The sequence below is a fragment of the Zobellia barbeyronii genome (assembly GCF_018603515.1).
GTDB classification, from domain to species: Bacteria; Bacteroidota; Bacteroidia; order Flavobacteriales; family Flavobacteriaceae; genus Zobellia; species Zobellia barbeyronii.
Genome location: NZ_JACATN010000002.1, coordinates 335224 through 352903, shown reverse-complemented (window position 1 = coordinate 352903; position 17680 = coordinate 335224). Strand labels below are relative to the sequence as shown.

13 protein-coding genes are annotated in these 17680 nt (G+C 33.7%); 9 read left to right on the top strand and 4 right to left on the bottom strand.

The window, feature by feature from the left end:
* The first annotated feature begins 10 nt into the window (after positions 1-10).
* On the top strand, positions 11-2236 hold the full coding sequence (locus HW347_RS06045) for a PAS domain S-box protein (protein WP_214611020.1): 2226 nt from the start codon (positions 11-13) through the stop codon (positions 2234-2236).
* Positions 2237-2323: 87 nt separating this feature from the next.
* On the top strand, positions 2324-2773 hold the full coding sequence (locus HW347_RS06040) for a pyridoxamine 5'-phosphate oxidase family protein (protein WP_214611019.1): 450 nt from the start codon (positions 2324-2326) through the stop codon (positions 2771-2773).
* 13 nt (positions 2774-2786) lie between these two features.
* Here HW347_RS06040 and HW347_RS06035 read toward each other — a convergent pair whose 3' ends face one another.
* The 3 genes from HW347_RS06035 to HW347_RS06025 all read right to left on the bottom strand — a co-directional run bounded on the left by HW347_RS06035 (position 2787) and on the right by HW347_RS06025 (position 5921).
* Positions 2787-3554, bottom strand: coding sequence for an exodeoxyribonuclease III (locus HW347_RS06035; protein ID WP_214611018.1), 768 nt, complete (start codon positions 3552-3554; stop codon positions 2787-2789).
* A gap of 274 nt (positions 3555-3828) precedes the next feature.
* Complete coding sequence (locus tag HW347_RS06030) at positions 3829-4590, bottom strand: ThuA domain-containing protein (RefSeq protein WP_214611017.1); 762 nt, start codon at positions 4588-4590, stop codon at positions 3829-3831.
* A gap of 26 nt (positions 4591-4616) precedes the next feature.
* On the bottom strand, positions 4617-5921 hold the full coding sequence (locus tag HW347_RS06025) for a sugar phosphate isomerase/epimerase family protein (protein WP_214611016.1): 1305 nt from the start codon (positions 5919-5921) through the stop codon (positions 4617-4619).
* Between the two features lie 424 nt (positions 5922-6345).
* On the opposite strand from HW347_RS06025, the gene HW347_RS06020 reads away from it, so the two are divergent.
* Complete coding sequence (locus HW347_RS06020; protein WP_214611015.1) at positions 6346-6756, top strand: hypothetical protein; 411 nt, start codon at positions 6346-6348, stop codon at positions 6754-6756.
* An 81-nt stretch (positions 6757-6837) separates the two neighbouring features.
* On the opposite strand, the gene HW347_RS06015 is transcribed toward HW347_RS06020, so the two are convergent.
* Positions 6838-7737 (bottom strand): SMP-30/gluconolactonase/LRE family protein, encoded by a 900-nt coding sequence (locus HW347_RS06015; RefSeq protein ID WP_214611014.1) that lies wholly within the window; start codon positions 7735-7737, stop codon positions 6838-6840.
* A gap of 671 nt (positions 7738-8408) precedes the next feature.
* On the opposite strand from HW347_RS06015, the gene HW347_RS06010 reads away from it, so the two are divergent.
* From HW347_RS06010 to HW347_RS05990, 6 genes are read left to right on the top strand one after another with little or no spacing between them, the layout of a single operon-like run.
* Complete coding sequence (locus HW347_RS06010) at positions 8409-10709, top strand: type I restriction endonuclease subunit R (protein ID WP_225901833.1); 2301 nt, start codon at positions 8409-8411, stop codon at positions 10707-10709.
* Positions 10699-11472 (top strand): hypothetical protein, encoded by a 774-nt coding sequence (locus HW347_RS20635; RefSeq protein ID WP_225901832.1) that lies wholly within the window; start codon positions 10699-10701, stop codon positions 11470-11472. The genes HW347_RS06010 and HW347_RS20635 overlap by 11 nt, the downstream gene beginning before the upstream one ends.
* Positions 11473-11480: 8 nt before the next feature.
* A complete protein-coding gene (locus HW347_RS06005; protein ID WP_214611013.1) occupies positions 11481-13109 on the top strand; it encodes an HsdM family class I SAM-dependent methyltransferase in 1629 nt (542 codons plus the stop codon).
* A complete protein-coding gene (locus HW347_RS06000; RefSeq protein WP_214611012.1) occupies positions 13099-14409 on the top strand; it encodes a restriction endonuclease subunit S in 1311 nt (436 codons plus the stop codon). The genes HW347_RS06005 and HW347_RS06000 overlap by 11 nt, the downstream gene beginning before the upstream one ends.
* Entirely contained in the window at positions 14406-16646 is a 2241-nt protein-coding gene (locus tag HW347_RS05995; RefSeq protein ID WP_214611011.1) for an AAA family ATPase, read from the top strand. Before HW347_RS06000 ends, HW347_RS05995 begins: the two co-directional genes overlap by 4 nt.
* Positions 16643-17614 carry a hypothetical protein gene (locus HW347_RS05990; RefSeq protein WP_214611010.1) on the top strand — a complete coding sequence of 324 codons (972 nt, stop codon included), beginning with the start codon at positions 16643-16645 and terminating at the stop codon, positions 17612-17614. Before HW347_RS05995 ends, HW347_RS05990 begins: the two co-directional genes overlap by 4 nt.
* The last annotated feature ends 66 nt before the right edge of the window (positions 17615-17680 follow it).

Sequence of the window (17680 nt, the reverse complement as noted above, 5' to 3'; positions counted from 1 at the left end):
AAACTAAGTTATGTTAGATAATCTTGAAGGCAGCAAGCTCAAAGATCTAAAAGCCATAAATCTTTTGGATACCTCTACCAAAAAAGAATTCGATGATATATGCAATCTAACAGCTTTCATATGCGACACTCCTATTTCATTGTCTTTTATAGTTACGGATATCCAAACACCTCTTCATCAATCATTTTGTGTTCATGCAATTAAAGTTCCTCAAGAAATTTTCATTGTGGAAGATGCGCGAAAAGATGTGCGCTTCAAGAATAATTCTTTAGTTACAGGTGCACCTAGTATCGTTTTTTATGCGGGAATGCCTTTAATAAACAAGACCGGTAGTGTATTGGGTACGCTTTGCGTTACTGATACGAAGCCGCAGAAGCTGGAACAAAAACAAATAGACGCGCTACTATCATTGTCCAATCAGGTGGTAAATATGTTCGAGCTTCATAACAATAGGGTTAAGATCAAAGAAATGGCGAAAAACCATGCTGTTGAATCTGATCGCTTAGAAAATATTATTAAGGCTACGCAAGTGGGCACTTGGGAATGGAATCTTGCTACAGACATGGTTACTATAAATGAACAGTGGGCCAGTATGTTAGGTTATACAGTTGATGAGTTACAACCAATAAATTCTAAGAGTATTCACAAGATGGTATTTCCAGAAGATATTCCCTCTGTTAATAAAATGAATGCTGCATGTTTTGAGAAAAAAGCTGACTTCTACGTGGGTGATTTTCGCTTTCTACATAAAAAAGGTCATGCTGTGTGGATTCACGATAGAGGCCAGGTCATTAGTTGGTCTAAAGATGGGCAACCGTTACTTATGGTAGGAACACATACAGACATCACGAAAGAAAAAGAAAATGAACTAGTAATTGAACAAAGCGAAAAACGATTTAAAGGGCTCGTACAGAATGGGTCTGATTTAATTGTTATCATAGACCTTGAAGGAAATTACCAATATGCCAGTCCTACTTCTATAAAAATATTAGACATTCCCCCAGAAGATTTTATAGGTAAAAATGCATTTGAATTCATACACCCTGAAGACAAGAAATTTATTCAAGAGGGTCTTTTACGTTTAAAAAATGAAAAACAATTCACTTTTAGACCCTACAGATTTAAACATGGAGACGGTTCATGGCGATGGATTGAAACTATTGTTACAAACCTGATTGATAATCCTGTCGTAGGTGGTTTGGTAGCTAATTCTAGAGATGTAACTGAACGGGTACTTACAGAAGAAAAGCTAAAAAAGAGTGAAGACTATTACAGGCTTTTATACGATTCGCAGACGAACTATGTGGTTAGGACCAATATGGATGGAAACTACACCTACGTAAATAAAAAGTTTGTTGAGGAATTTGGTTGGCTTTATCCTGATGAAGAAATACTAGGTAAAAACTGTTTGTCTTCAATTGTTGATTATCATCATCAAAAAACACACGATGTAGTAGGCCATTGTATTGCGGAGCCCGGAAAGGTTTTTAAAATAGAACTTGATAAGCCCGGTAGTGATGGCAAAATGGTTACCACGCTTTGGGATTTTGTGTGTACTGTAGATAAAGAGGGAGTCCCTACGGAAATACAATGTATAGGTCTTGATATAACCGCCCGCGTTAAATCTCAAAAAGCTCTAGAAGAGTCTGAGCAACGCTATTCAGATATATTTCATCTTAGCCCACAGCCAATGTGGGTGTATGACATCATAACTTTAGAATTTCTTGATGTTAATAGAGCTGCCATTAAGCACTATGGCTATTCTTACGATGAGTTTATGGACATGGACTTGAGAGATATTAGGCCAGAATCTGAAATACCCAAGCTTGAAGCTCCATCAAATCATTCGCAACAAAAGGGAGAATCTTATTATCACGGCGAGTTTATTCATAAAAAAAAGAATGGAAAGGAGATTGTTGTTGAAATCCGAACTAACATTCTATCTTATAAAGGGAAAGTAGTAAAAGTTGCCTTAGCAACAGATATTACCGAGCGTTATAAGCATACTCAGGCTATTGAAAAGCAGAACAAAAAGCTTAAGAAAATTGCTTGGACGCAATCGCATAGGGTCCGAGCACCTCTTACAAGTATAATGGGGTTAATAGATTTGCTAAATGCCAAAGACCAAACCGCCGATGAGAAGGAGCAAGTTTTAAAATATATAATGGATTCCGCTAAGGAATTAGATGAAGTAATCAGTAAAATAGTATCTACCACCCAACAAGACAAAATTTAAAAATTAAACTGATCCAAGTCATTTCATAATTTATTTTTTCAGCTTTATTTTGTTAGTGAATCATCATTTTCTAATAAAATACGCACCATGTTAGGCAACTTAAACAGTAGACAAATTGAGAATGTATTGTACAGTTTAATCGTTGGCAGAATTGGTTGCCATGCAGACAATAGAACATATATAGTTCCCGTAACTTTTGCTTATGATGGAAAGTATATATACGGTCACACAAAGGAAGGGATGAAAATTGATATGATGCGAAAAAATCCTATGGTTTGTTTTGAGGTTGATGACTTGGAAAATATGAGCAATTGGCGAAGTGTTATTGCATGGGGTAAATTTGAAGAGCTTAAAACTTCGGAACAACGAAAAGAAGGCATGAATATATTAATGGACAGGGTACTGCCTTTTATAACGGGCGAAACTACCATTAGTCACTCTTTAAGGGATTCACACAAAAACACTGTTGAAGCAATGCAAGGTGTTGTGTACAGAATTGAATTGACCGAAAAAACAGGGCGTTACGAAAAAATGTAAGTATTCATTTATATCATGATTCAATTTCTAAGCGAATAGGGCAGTGGTCAGATCCGTAATAATCGGTAAGAATTGCTGCAGCCTTTATTTTGTCTTTTAAAGCAGTACTCAACAAGAAATAATCAATTCTCCAACCCGTATTTCGTTCTCTAGATTTAAAACGATAACTCCAAAAGCTATACGCTATTTCGTCTGGATGCAGGTATCTAAAGGAGTCTACAAAACCAGCATTAATAATATGCGTCATTCCATCTATTTCAACTTGAGTATACCCGGCAGTTTTGTCGTAATTAGATTTATCGTTTTTTAAATCTATAGCTTGGTGAGCAACATTAAAATCCCCACAAGTAATAACCGGTTTATTTTTTTCTAGGTTTTTTATATAGTCTAAAAAATCGTCATCCCATGTTTTTCTGTAATCCAATCGCTTTAATCCTTGTCCAGAATTAGGGGTGTATACATTTACTAAATAGAAATTTTCAAATTCTGCACAGAGCACTCTTCCTTCATTATCATGCGCTTCAATACCCATATCTTTAGTAATGGAAATTGGCGCTGTTTTAGAAAGTATGGCGGTACCGGAGTATCCTTTTTTCTCTGCGGAATTATAGGATATATGGTACTTCTCGGTTAAAGTGGTCAAGGTTTTTTCAACTTCGTTATCTTGAGCTTTTGTTTCTTGTAGACAAAGAATGTCCGGGTCTAAAGTCTCAATATCTTTAAAAAAATCCTTTTTAGTAATAGCTCTAATGCCATTTACATTCCAAGAAATAATATTCATTTCCTATAATTTTTTAGTAATTAAACTCTAATTTATGCTTTACTGATTTACAACATAGGTTGTCTGCAGTTAAAGATAAGATACGTTTTAACAATGTAATAATTATCTATGATAGTTTGTCTACAAAAAAATCATTAAAAGCGAATGCCAATAATAAAATAGGGTAGGTATACCAAAATAATGATATACCTACCCTTTGAATGTATGAAGTGAAATTAAGTAAATGAAAGCCTGTGGCAAAAGAGAAAAATCGTTCTGTAATTAGTCAATACTATTATTGTTTTACCTCGCCTTTAGCCGCCCAATAGATACCACCAAATAAATGGTCTAAATACGTCTGATTTTGAAAAGCTTCTGGTTTATGGCCAAGGGTGGTATAGAAAGAACGTCCTCCTTCGTATAATTGATACCATGCTATAGGGTGATTTTCGCCCATACCTTTAAGTGGAATTTCATCATACCCTTTCTTATAATCATACGTGTTTTCGTCTACGGAAAGAAGCACGGTAATATCTTCTGATTTTAAGAGTTCAAAATTGTACCATTCCTCACTCCACAACCATTTTTCTGGTAGGTGTAGATTGGATGGAAAATTTGCATCATGATTGGTTAGTACCGCTGCTTGAAATTGGGGGTGGTCTTTAAAAACTCCGCCTATAAGATTATCGAACCAAGGATTTCTAACCTCACTATCGGAAGTGGAATGTACTCCCACAAAACCTTTACCGCTGTTGATGTGTGCTTTTAGGACTTCGAGCTGTTCGTTGGTTAAATTATCGGCATTCGCATTTAAAAATACAACCACATCGTAAGATGGTAATTTTTTGGCAAGGTCTTCGGGACTTTGCGTCCAATCAAACTTAAACTGATGTTCTGCTGCCATTTTATGAAAACCATCCACTGCATTGGGAATGCATTCATAATGCCAGGTGTCTTGTACGGTGAATAACAACACCTTAAATTGGTCTTGGGCAAAAGCCATATGGTTAAAAGTTATAATGATAAAACATGTTAATTGTAAAATTCTAGATTTCATAAGATTTACGTGTTGAGAGTGAATAACTATAAAATTTTAAAGTATAGATAGTTCCATGCAGAATTAATGCTATACCATACAGGATAATTATAGGCTTCTACTTCTGCCACAATATATTTGAGGCCTGCGGTTTCTGCGTATGTAAAGTAGAGCTCAAAGTCCATTTTGCCGCTCTGGCCCAGTTCTTCGTAATCTTTTACGTGCCAGCTTATAAACCTGTTCTTGTATTTTTTGAAGTAATCAATTGGGTCAACTTTTGAAAAATGCATCCAATACAAATCGGCTTGGAAACTAACGTATTCCGGATTGGTATTTTCTAAGAAGTAGTCATAAACCACCTGGTTCTCTATGGTCTTAAATTCATCGGAGTGATTGTGGTAGGCAAATCTAATCCCTCTTTGCATACAAAGTTTTCCAATGGCATTGTAATACTCAGCATACCTTTTCAGTTCGGCAAGGGTAGTAATTTCTTTAATTTGATTGTTTGATATCGTTAGGTATTCAACACCTGCTTGTTTGTGGTCTTCTATGCATTCTCGCCACCATTGCATCGCTTTTTTCCAAGCTTGTTTGTCATCGGAAGGGAGGTTGTAAAAGGTCATCGACCCCGTAAATTTCAAGTTATTATCTTCTACCAATTTTTTAAAATCTAAAGGGGTTAATCCATAAAAAGAGCGGTCTTTATAAACAAAGGTTTCAATATAACTATAGCCCATTCTATCAAGGTACTTCAAAGTCTCTTCAGGATTTTTTTGCATTTGTTCATGAACAGAAACCAGTTGGATGCCTATATTTTTATCTTTTGGATTTTTCTTTATATAGCGGGTTTGCCAAAGAATTTCGTTCTGTGGGTTTACGCCCTTTAAAAGAACATCGGTTTGATTCTTAAAATCAAAGGTAACCGTCATGGTTTCTTTGCCGGTAAAGTCTCGGTCTTTCATTATCCAGTCTGTTTCGCTGGTAAATCCACCTTTACCCAAGAACATATCACCTTGCGCACTTTTACCCAAAGCAAAAATTGAATCGGTCTTTGCGTCGTGCCCAATTAGCTCTGTTAAGGTATGGTTGTAGGTTTCCCCATCCTTTTGAAATACATCAACAGACATTGCGGTGTTATCTATTTTAGGATAGTTGTTCATTTTAATTAGAGGCGCGTTGGCCACACTATCCGTTTTATAATCAATGGAACTAACCCAAAACCCTACATACTGCTGCAACCTTTCCGATTGTTTTGAAATAGGCATTTGTGAGAACACAGCATTTGTTCCTATTATAAAAAGCAGTAGTATGGTTTTATGGGTAAACCGATGTAAACTAAAAATGTAATTCATCCTTTAAATCTTATGGTAGTAAATTTAAAAGAGTTGCTTGTCTATGACTATAAACCTTGAAGCTATGATTGCAACTGGTGTTGCAAATGGACAATTCTGTTTAACGGAAGCTAGCTGATAAGTCATTAGAATTGGATTGCCTATACACATTGATATGTGGATTGATAAATTCGATTGAGGCAGGGCATACACTTGCAAATAAGAAGGAATGCCACATTGATGCTATACAATGCATAATTTATTATAGAATAGGGAAAGCGTAACATTTAACTTTGAAGAATAAGTAGCTCCCTTATCAATAATGGAATCAAATTATCTGCTTTTGTAAGGGGGAGACAAAAAGCCAAAATTCACAAAAGAATCAATTTAAAAAATCGTAAAACAGAAGAATTTTTAATTATAAACATTTAAACAAATACAACTCATGAAAAATATCCTTTTTGCCGCATTGGCTATGTTATGCCTAACAAACTTTACCTATGCCCAATCTTCTGAAAAGAAAGATGGAGATGAAGCAGACACGGAGAAAATGCTTTTAACCATTTTCTTAAAACATGATCAGTCAATGAATTTAAGTGAGATTGAAGACGTCAGGACCAAACAGGGGTTTTATAAAAGTTTTCCTCCAGAAGGCGTTTCGGTCGTTAATTGGTACGTAGTAATGGGTATAGGGCAAATGGTGGTATTGGAGTTGCCGGCTTCCAAACTTAGGGACGTAAATTTGGCGATAGAAAAAACGGCTTGGAAAGCGTTCGAAACCGAATTTTATCCTACCTATGATTTGTACCCGCTTATGGAAGAAAAGTTGGACAATAAGTCTAAAGTAAGTTATTAAGTAGTGTTCTAACTCATCCAGGTTTCTCTGTAAACAGTTTAAAGCAATTTGGATGAGTTAGTAGAACTAAGTTTTTTAAAACTAGTTTTTAAGTGGTACCGCATATATTTTTCCTGCCATCATATCGGGCACTAATAATCTGTCTTTATCTTCCTCAAGATAAAAATCTGCAGCAGATTCTAGACCTTCAATAAGAACGGTAGACGTTTCGGTTTTGGGGTCTATTTTCCAAACTTTTCCATGCACCCAACTACTTACATAGTAATTACCCTTACTATCTTGTTCTACGGCGTCAGCTCCTCTAAATTCACCTTTAAGCGGACTAAGCTCACCATTTTTAGTAACTAGAAAATTACCCTTAAAAAAAGCACCTACCATAATGTTTCCATCGTTGTCAACTCCTACGCCATTAGGGTTTAGCATAAGAGGTGAAGTATCTTGTTTTATGGTAATATGCCCTTCCAAATCTACATGGTAAATACGTCCCAACTCAGGAACTTTCTCGGCTTCTTCGCTATCTAGCGGCCATAAATCATTATTAGCATCACGCATATATTGGGTAGCTCCCATATCGGCTACATACATCCCGTTTTCTTTGCCATCTAATGAAACATCGTTTAAATAGAGAACTGTTTCTGGAAAATCTGCTTTATCTACAAAAATGCTAGCGTTCCCTTCTTTATCAACTCTCCAAATACGGGTAACATCAGAGAAATACAGATTGCCATTTAAGTAGACAATTCCTTTGGGCTCATCAAAACCTTTGGCAAAAACCTTTACGCCGTTTTTGGATATCTCTACCAATTCGCCATCGCCCGGTTCTTTTGCGTTCATTACGGTTACATAATAATTGTCGTGGAAACCTTTTGTGATACTCTCAGGTTTCATGCCCACCTCAATCGGAAATGCTATCTCAGATTGCGCCTGACCTATAAAGGCGAATGTTAAAGCGATTATTAATACGACTTGCTTGATTGTCATAACTGTACTTTTTAATGTTAAATATTGATGCTTTACAAATTTAATGATCAGTAATATATGATTATGGTAATTTTGAAGCGAATACTATCAAAATTGTGTCGCGGATGGTTCTGTATCGTTCTGAAAAGAAAACATATTCTTGAAAGCCACTTCTGCAATTAGCTGAAGGGGTATTTTAGCTTTTCAGACGTTTATATTATTTCGTTGAAAACGGAAGGTTTGTAGAAGGAAGTGGTTTGGTTTTAAAATTCGTTGTCCAAGGCTATTGCAGCAAAATTGAATTTTTGGTGACGGGCTGCCTAAATGATAGATAAATGTATTGTCTCTCAGAGTCGTCGCTTTTTACGGTATAGATTTTTGGGAAAGAAAAGTTCTTCTTTAACTCCCTAAAGAGGAAAGAGAGAATCTTAGAAAATTGAGTTAGTATTCTTTTTTAATTAAGGCGCTAAAAAGATTCTCGTCTACATTACAGAAATCTGTAAAAATAATCGGAATAAAGGCGCTAAGTTGCATGGAATAAGCACTGGCTGTCACTAAAGTTTTTGGGAGTGTTATGTATGTAGAGACACTCCTTTTAAATTGCACAAATTATATAGGTTCTTTAGTGTCAGAATTACCTTTAAAAGAATAATTGTTTTATATTTAGTTTTCCAAACCTACCGTTACCATTAATGATTCATAACGAAGATTCTAGAGTAAAAATACCCTCTATATTACATCTGGTTCAATTAGGTTATCAATACCTATCATTGAAGCATGATTCATGGGACCATAGTACTAATATTTTTACCACAATATTCCAAAAGCAAATAGGTGAAATTAATCCTGGTCTATCTGAAAGCGATATTGATAAAGTCTACGATGAAGTTTCTCTTTCTTTAGAAAATGAAGACTTAGGTCGTGCTTTCTATAATAAGTTAATTGACCAATCAGGCGTTAAGCTAATTGATTTTGAAAATTTTGAAGAAAACAATTCTTTTCATGTAGTAACGGAACTGCCTTACCAAAAGGATGATGAGTCTTTTAGGCCGGATATCATTCTTTTAATTAATGGGATGCCTTTAGTATTCATTGAGGTTAAAAAACCAAATAATAGGGACGGTATTTTAGCGGAGCATAGACGAATGAAAACTCGTTTTCAAAACAAAAAGTTTCGAAAATTCATCAACCTCACTCAACTCATGGTGTTTTCTAATAACATGAAATATAGCGACGAGGATACTCAAATGTTAGAGGGTGCTTTCTATAGCACAACTAATTACCATAGACCAATCTTTAATTATTTTAGGGAAGAAGAAACCATTAACCTAGAAACTATACTAGCCCCTTTAAATGAAGAGGTTGAAAATTTTGTGCTAAAGGATACCAACTTATTGAGCATAAAAAACTCGAACGAGTATATATCCAATAAAAAACCAAATACATCCACTAACTCCATATCCACTTCACTTTTTCAGAAGGACCGGTTAAAATTTATTTTACAATATGCTTTCGCCTACGTAGAGGAAGAAAAGGGGTTGGAGAAGCATGTAATGCGTTATCCACAGCTTTTTGCTACAAAAGCTATAGAAAACAAACTAGAAAATGGGGTTAAGAAAGGTATCATCTGGCATACGCAAGGCTCGGGTAAAACGGCTTTGGCGTATTTTAATGTAAAACACCTGACTGATTATTATCAGAAGAAAAATATAATTCCAAAGTTCTATTTTATTGTAGACCGGTTAGATTTACTGATTCAGGCATCTAGGGAGTTTACGGCTAGAGGTCTAGTGGTTCACAAAATAGATTCAAGAGAGTCATTTACTAAAGATATTAAGTCAACCGAAGTAATTCACAACAATTCGGGGAAGGCGGAAATTACGGTAGTGAATATTCAAAAGTTTAAGGATGATCCGGATGTCATCAAAAACACGGATTATAATTTAAGTATTCAACGCATTTTCTTTCTAGATGAAGTTCATAGGAGCTATAACCCTAAGGGTAGTTTCTTGGCTAACTTAGAATTAGCAGATATCCATTCCATTAAAATAGGGTTGACAGGTACGCCATTATTGGGTTCTGAATATAATTCTAAGACCCTTTTTGGAGATTATATTCATAAATATTACTACAACCTCTCTATTAAAGATGGGTACACCCTACGATTGATTAGGGAGGAGATAGAGACCAACTATAAGTTGACTTTACAGCAGACCTTAGAAGAGATTAAAATCCTTCAGGGGAATGCAGATAAGAATAAAGTTTACGCTCACCATAAGTTCGTAGAGCCTATGTTGGACTATATCATAAAAGATATGGAACAGGCTAGAATTGCCATGAACGACAATACAATTGGCGGTATGGTGGTTTGTGACTCTTCTGACCAAGCTAAAATGATGCTCGAAATATTTGAGGATAAATATGCGGAAAGCACAGAATCCTCTTTAGACATGGCTGCTGAAGAACGGGCATTATATGGTGATAAAAAGAAGGAAGCTAGTGATGTGAAAAAAGCCCAGACCATTTTGTATGATGTTGGAACAAAACAAGAACGTAGAGATTGGGTGTCCGATTTTAAAGTTGGAAAATTAGATTTGTTATTTGTCTATAACATGCTCTTAACGGGTTTTGATGCCAAACGTTTAAAGAAGCTTTATATAGGTCGTAAAATAAAGTCGCATAACTTATTGCAAACCCTTACGCGTGTCAATAGAACCTATAAGAACCATAAATATGGTTTTGTAGTTGACTTTGCCGATATTCAAAAAGAGTTTGATAAGACCAACCAAGATTATTTTAATGAACTGCAATCTGAACTTGGTGATGAGATGCAGCATTATACAGATTTATTTAAATCGGCCAGTGAGATTAAGGAAGAGATAGAGGGTATTAAAGATGTACTTTTTAAGTTCAACACCAAAAATGCTACCGTATTTGGGGAGCAAATTTCAGAAATAAACGAACGCACGGAAATACGCCAAATTGCCAAATAGTGCTAAAGAGTTATATAATTTAATTCGTTTATCCGGTAATTTTGAATTGTTGGAGAAACTAGATTTTAAAAAATTGGCGGTTTTATCTAGGCTCACTAATGATAGGTTGGCGCTGATTAATACAAGAGAGGCATTAGAAAATAATGTAGGTACAGACAATATTCTGAACACGGCTTTGGAAGATGTTATTTTTGCCTTTACAAAAGTGAAGGAAGAAGAAATGGTACTGGCAGATGAGTTGAAAAATACTTTGCAGCGCACTCGTGAAATGCTAGGAGGTAACTTTGACCAAAAAGACCCGGTCTTTATTTCTTTAAAGGAAGAATTAGAACGACTCTTTAAAAAGAAAAATCTTAGTGAGGTCACCAAAGAAGAAATGGAAGCCAACATCAAAGCTTTAAATGCCATATATGATAGTGCTAAAAAGCTAGAGCGTGAAAACCAATTGCTTAGAGCTAAGTATGAGTATGACGCCAAGTATGCTCGCATTCATAAACGATTAATGGAAAAAGACCCTTTAACAGATAATGAGCGTAAATTATTTGATGCTTTAATAGGATTAAAGACGGCGGTAGATAAGGAGATAACACAAAATTCTAAAATCTTAGAGAATGAGAGCTATGTAGAAAAAATGGTAATGCGATTAGTTGTAAACCAATTTAAAAAGGAGCAACAAATAGATATTAATACTACCGATGTAAGACGTATCAACCGTATTATTGTAAAAGAATATATGAACGAATACAATGGCTTTGTAGCCTAAAATATAATATGACGACCACAGCACAATTTGAAACCCAAACCAAAGCACTTATAGACGATCTTAAAAATGTGTGTAGAAATTATGGTTTAGGAAATGACACTTACGAGTTTGCAATTATTACTCAAGTATTTTTATATAAATTCTTAAATGATAAATATGTTTACGAATTAAAACAACTCGAACCAGTTTTGGCTATAGCTGAAAATTTTGACGAGGCACTTGAACAGATACCTTTGGGTGACTTAGAATTGTTAAGCATGCAGATAAGTAAAAACACAGCACGAATTGCTCCTAAAAACTTGTTATCGAACTTATTTAAACAGCAAAATCAACCTAATTTTGCATCTATTTTTGATAATACTTTAGTAAGTATTGCTAAAGATAATATCGATATTTTTTCAGTTCTTTCAGAAGGAGGAGAAAAAGTAGTCTTGTTTGAAGCTCTAAGTAATCACGTAACCGATAATAAAGATTCTTTTTGTAAAGCACTTGTAAATAAAATGGTTGCTTTCAGTTTCGAGCATATTTTTACCGAGAATTTTGATTTTTTTGCTACTATTTTTGAATATTTAATTAAAGATTACAATTCAAATAGTCGTGGAACTTATGCCGAATATTTTACACCTCATGCAGTTGCTAAAATTATGGCAGCTTGTTTAGTTACAGATGCTAATATAACTAATGTAACTTGTTATGACCCAAGTGCTGGATCTGGAACGTTATTAATGAATTTGGCTCACGCCATAGGTGAAGATAAGTGTACCATTTACTCACAAGATATTTCGCGAAAAACGTCTGCATTGCTGCGACTGAATTTGATTTTAAATAATCTAGTACATTCCATACCAAATATTATACAAGGTAATACTATTTTAAGTCCTTATCATAAACAAGAGAACGGACAAGTAGAACAGTTTGATTATATTGTTTCTAACCCACCATTTAAGCTAGATTTTTCTGATTACAGCGCAGATTTAGACAGTAAAACCAATAAAGAACGTTTTTTTGCTGGCATTCCCAATGTGCCAGCAAAAAAGAAAGATTCTATGGCGATTTACTTGTTGTTTATACAGCACATTATGCACAGCCTTAAAGCAAAAGGTAAAGCTGCTATTGTAGTGCCTACAGGGTTTATAACCGCACAATCTGGTATCGATAAAAAAATAAGACAAAAACTAGTAGAAAGTAAAATGCTAGCAGGTGTAGTATCTATGCCTTCTAATATTTTTGCAACCACAGGAACAAACGTTAGTATTTTGTTTTTAGATAAAACCAATACAAAAGATGTGGTATTGGTAGATGCTTCTAAATTAGGAACCAAGGTAAAAGAAGGTAAAAACCAAAAAACGGTTTTAAGCCCTGAAGAAGAACAACATATTATAAATGTTTTTAATACGAAAGAAGCCAAAGACGATTTATCGGTTGTGGTAAGTTATGACGAAATAAAAGCCAAAAATTATAGCCTAAGCGCAGGACAATATTTTGAAGTTAAAATTGAATATATAGATATTACTGCGAAAGAGTTTACTTTTAAAATGAAGGGGTTTGAAAGTAATTTGGAAAGCTTATTTGTGGAATCTAAAATTCTCGAAGAAGAGATAATTAAGCAATTAGAGGATATTAAATATGACGCATAGATTTAATAAAACCTCTTTGGGAGAATTGCAAAAACAAGGGTTTGCTGATGTACAGACAGGTCCATTTGGCACAGTGCTTAAAGCTTCTGAATTTTCTGATATTGGAGTCCCTGTAATTTCAACCGGTGAAATAAGAGAAGGGTTTGTTCAATTATCACATAGGACTCCATTTGTACCAGAGAGAGTAACTAACAGGTTGCCACAATTCGTTTTGCAATTGGAAGATATAGTATTTGGACGAAAAGGAGCGATTGATAGAAATGCAATAATTAAAAAAAATCAAGTTGGTTGGTTTCTTGGTTCAGATGGAATTCGATTAAGACTGTCAAAGGAAATTAACAGCAAATTTATCAGTTACCAACTTAGGCAAAATGCAATAGGAAAATGGTTGTTGCAAAATAGTACTGGCTCTACTATGCCCTCATTAAATCAAAAAATCTTAGATAGATTGCCGCTTTGGCTACCATCCATAAATATCCAAGATGATATAGCTGATATATTAACATCATTAGACGCCAAAATTGAAGTCAACAAGAAAATAAACCATGAGTTAGAAGCGATGGCAAAAACGCTTTACGATTATTGGTTTGTACAGTTCGATTTTCCAGATGCTAATGGTAAACCTTATAAATCATCTGGTGGCAAAATGGTTTTTAATAAGGAATTGAAACGTGAGATTCCTGAGGGTTGGGAGGATGGAGTACTTACAGATATAGCCAATATCACAATGGGACAATCGCCTTCAGGAAGTTCATATAATGAAGATGGAATAGGAACCGTTTTTTATCAAGGTTCTACAGATTTTGGTTCAAGGTTTCCTACAGTTAGAAAATATACAACAGAACCATCTCGAATGGCAGAAGAAAATGATATTTTACTTTCAGTAAGAGCACCTGTTGGAACTTTAAACCAAGCAATGGAAAGCTGTTGTATTGGACGTGGTTTAGCTGCGTTAAGAGAAAAAGAAGGTTCTATTTCTTTTTTATGGAGCCAAATGGAATATTTTAAGCAAATTTTTGATAGAAGAAATACTTCAGGAACAACATTTGGCTCTATCACAAAAGTTGATTTATTCAATTTGAAACTTTGTATTCCTAATAAAGATGTCTTAAAACAATTTAAGAAAATAGCTGATCCTTTTCATGATAAAATAGTAGTTAACTCTAAAGAAAACCAAAAACTCTCAGAGCTTAGAGATTGGTTGTTGCCTATGTTAATGAATGGGCAGGTTACTGTTGGTGAGGCAGAGCAGGAGTTGGGTATGGTTGCGGAGGAGAATGCTAAATATGATAGTTTATGAGGTTAGCTGCTGTTTATTTACCAAAAAATGTCTTACCACACTTGTTCGGAAAGGACCATGAAGGAATTACTCTAAATTTTGGAGGAATTAACAATTATGATATCGTTGAGACTAGTAAAGCAATTGAAGTTAAAATAGAGTCAGTAAACGAAAATTTTATTCCGGATTTTTGGGGAGAAGATATATCTAATATTTCAGCGATTGTTGGTAGAAATGGTATTGGTAAAACAAGTATTTTAAGAGCATTACATTCGGATGGTGACAAAAAAAAGAAGGATGTATTTTACTTATTCGAAGAAACTGAAGAATCATGGTTTTACTACAATGAATTAGAAAAAAAAAATGTAACCTCTGATTTTGAAATAAAAGAAATAAACTCTAATGCCTTAAGTTCTGTTAAGCAATACTATACACCAATTGTTGATATTGAACAAATAAATACTTTATCGCAATTAGGACTTGTTTCTACAGGTGAAGAAAATCTTGATCAACTTTATCTAAAGCAGTTACTTCAAGATGTCATTTTGTTAAATGATCCTGTAAAAAAAACACTAAAGGAGGTTTATCCAGATTTTCCAGAGTATAAAGAACTTGAAATTAAGATTGCTCAACACCGAAAATTTAATTTCAAAAACCTTTATGCCTCGGCTAATTTGGGCAGTCAAGATAGATCAACAGTATTAAAAACTTATATAGAATCTGATATTGAAGATTTAGATTCAAAAAAATGGGATAATATTCTAAATAGTAAAGATTTTATTAAAGACAATTTTTTAAAAAGATATATCGCTATTATAAATGATTCGGGATTAAATTCTTTATTTGATAGAATTTGGGAGTTAGAGGAATATAAGAATTTAGATGATTCACAAAATATTCATAACAGTAATAATTTCATAAAAAACTTTGAAGTTACATTATTCTCTTATTTCATTGTTGACGCTACTTTCCCTCAAACACCTTTTCAAGGGACAGGGAATTTTCAAACCATTATTGAAAAGGAATCATTTGAAGATAGATTTAATGCTTTCTTCGATTTATACATGGTTAGTATTTATGGCATAGTTAGAGATATTATTCAAAATAAGCTAAAACGAGTTTCTATTAAAGATTATGAGTTAATAAAAGGTATAATTAATGAGGATATCCATAAAAAGTGGACTGAAAAAGGTTTTAAATCGTCTGATGCAGTTGAATTAATGCTAAGGTATTTAGAGAGATTCAAAGTCTTTTTTGATCTTTATCAGAATATAATAGATATCATTTCAGAAAATAAATTTGAGATCAAGGAAGAATCTTTGGTTTATAATATTGAAGAGCACAATGAGGAAGATTTTTATAATTTAATTGCGAATTATAACAAAGTTATAGGAGAGACCAGTGGCTTTGTTTATTCATTAGATTTACTTTCTATAAGATCTAGATACCCCTTATCTTCAGGTGAAAAAGCATTACTTAATTTCTTTGCTAGAATCAATGACAGGATAAATAGACAAAACGCATCTCACCAACCAATATTTAATTATTATTTGCTTTTACTTGACGAACCAGAGCTAGGTTATCATCCAGTGTGGAAGAGAAAATTTGTTGATGCTATTACTAAATCAATCCCCGTTTTATTTAGTAAACTTAATCCAAATAGAAATTTATTCGATACGGAGTCTGCTGAGTTTAGTGATTTAAAAACTCAGATTATTTTTACTACCCATGATCCTTTAACCTTATCAGATATACCTATTGATAATGTCACTTTTATAGATAGAAATATCACTGAAAATAAGTCATTAATTATAAATCGTAATGAGGATGTTGATTTAGCAACATTTGGCGCAAATGTTCACGATCTTTTAGCTCATAGTTTCTTTTTAGACGATGGTTTCATGGGAGAGTTTGCTAAAGAAAAGATTCAGGAAACAATTGATAATTTGAATTTTGAAATTCTAAAAAAAGAAATAATAGAACTTAAAGATAGTCAGAAATCAATCAATAAAGAGTCATTAGAAAGAAAAGAAAAAGAATTTAAGGATTTGGAGGAAAAACTCGTTCCTAGGGAAAGTCAATATTTAAAATCAATAATAGAGATTATTGATGAACCGCTTTTAAAATATAAAATGCAGGAAATGTTCTATGAAGCATTCCCTGATGAAATTGACAGAAATGATGCACTTTCTAGGGCAAAGCGAATTTTAGATGATGCGGGGCTCAATATTAATGACCTAAAAAATGATATAGAATGATTTATTTAGGTAATCAGATTTATGCATTGGATGAGTATAGCAAGGTAGTAATTTGCTGGCTTAATATTAAAATTAGAGGTAGGTCTGGTTATAATTGCGGTATTTCTACATGTTCTTTGTGTAATGGAACCGGAAAAAAAAGAAAGGGATTAGATAAAGAGTTTAGAGATTTGTTTACAAGTAAGGTCATAGAAGAAATCATAAAAGGGAAGCCTCCAATAATTTTTGCCCTTTTAAATAGATTGCAAATTATATATACTTCTATCCCCGGAAAAACAAAACCTGATTTTAAAAAGTATAGCAAAGAATTATTTTTAGATTCAGGCTATACAAACTGGTTCTTAAATGAGAAAAAAAACTACTGGTTAGCTGACTTATTAAATCAACACACTTGTACTTACTGCAACAGAGAATATATTTTCGTTTATAAAAATAAGGCTGGTGGCAAAGGTATGGTTCCACAATTTGATCATTGGTTCTCTAAAACTGATTATCCTTTGTTGGCCTTGTCATTTTATAATTTAATTCCATCCTGTGCTACTTGTAATACAATTAAGTCTGCTGCAAAATTTAATCTGCAAGATTTTTTAAATCCATATGTTGATATAAATATATCTTCAACATATAGTTTTAGCTATCTCCCAACGGGTGTTAATTCTAATAAAATTGTTTTTAAAAAGATGGGTGTGTTTACGAAAGGTATTAACACCGTCAATGCATTAAATCTTCCGTTGATTTATGAAGGTCATTCAGAAAAAGAACTTCAAGATTTAATTGATTTAAAATATAAATATTCCAAAAATTACTTGAATATTTTGTTAGAAAAGACTTTTGGTGATCTCAAAATTTCAGAGCAAGAGAGGTTTAGATTGATTTTTGGTATTGAAATTACTGAAGATAACTATCATAAACGTCCACTAAGTAAGTTTAAGAGAGATATTTTAAAAGAGCTAAAAGTTATTAGTTGATATATGGTTTTAGGGGATACTACTAAATTATAAATCAACTCATTAACGATATAGTAGCTGAAATTA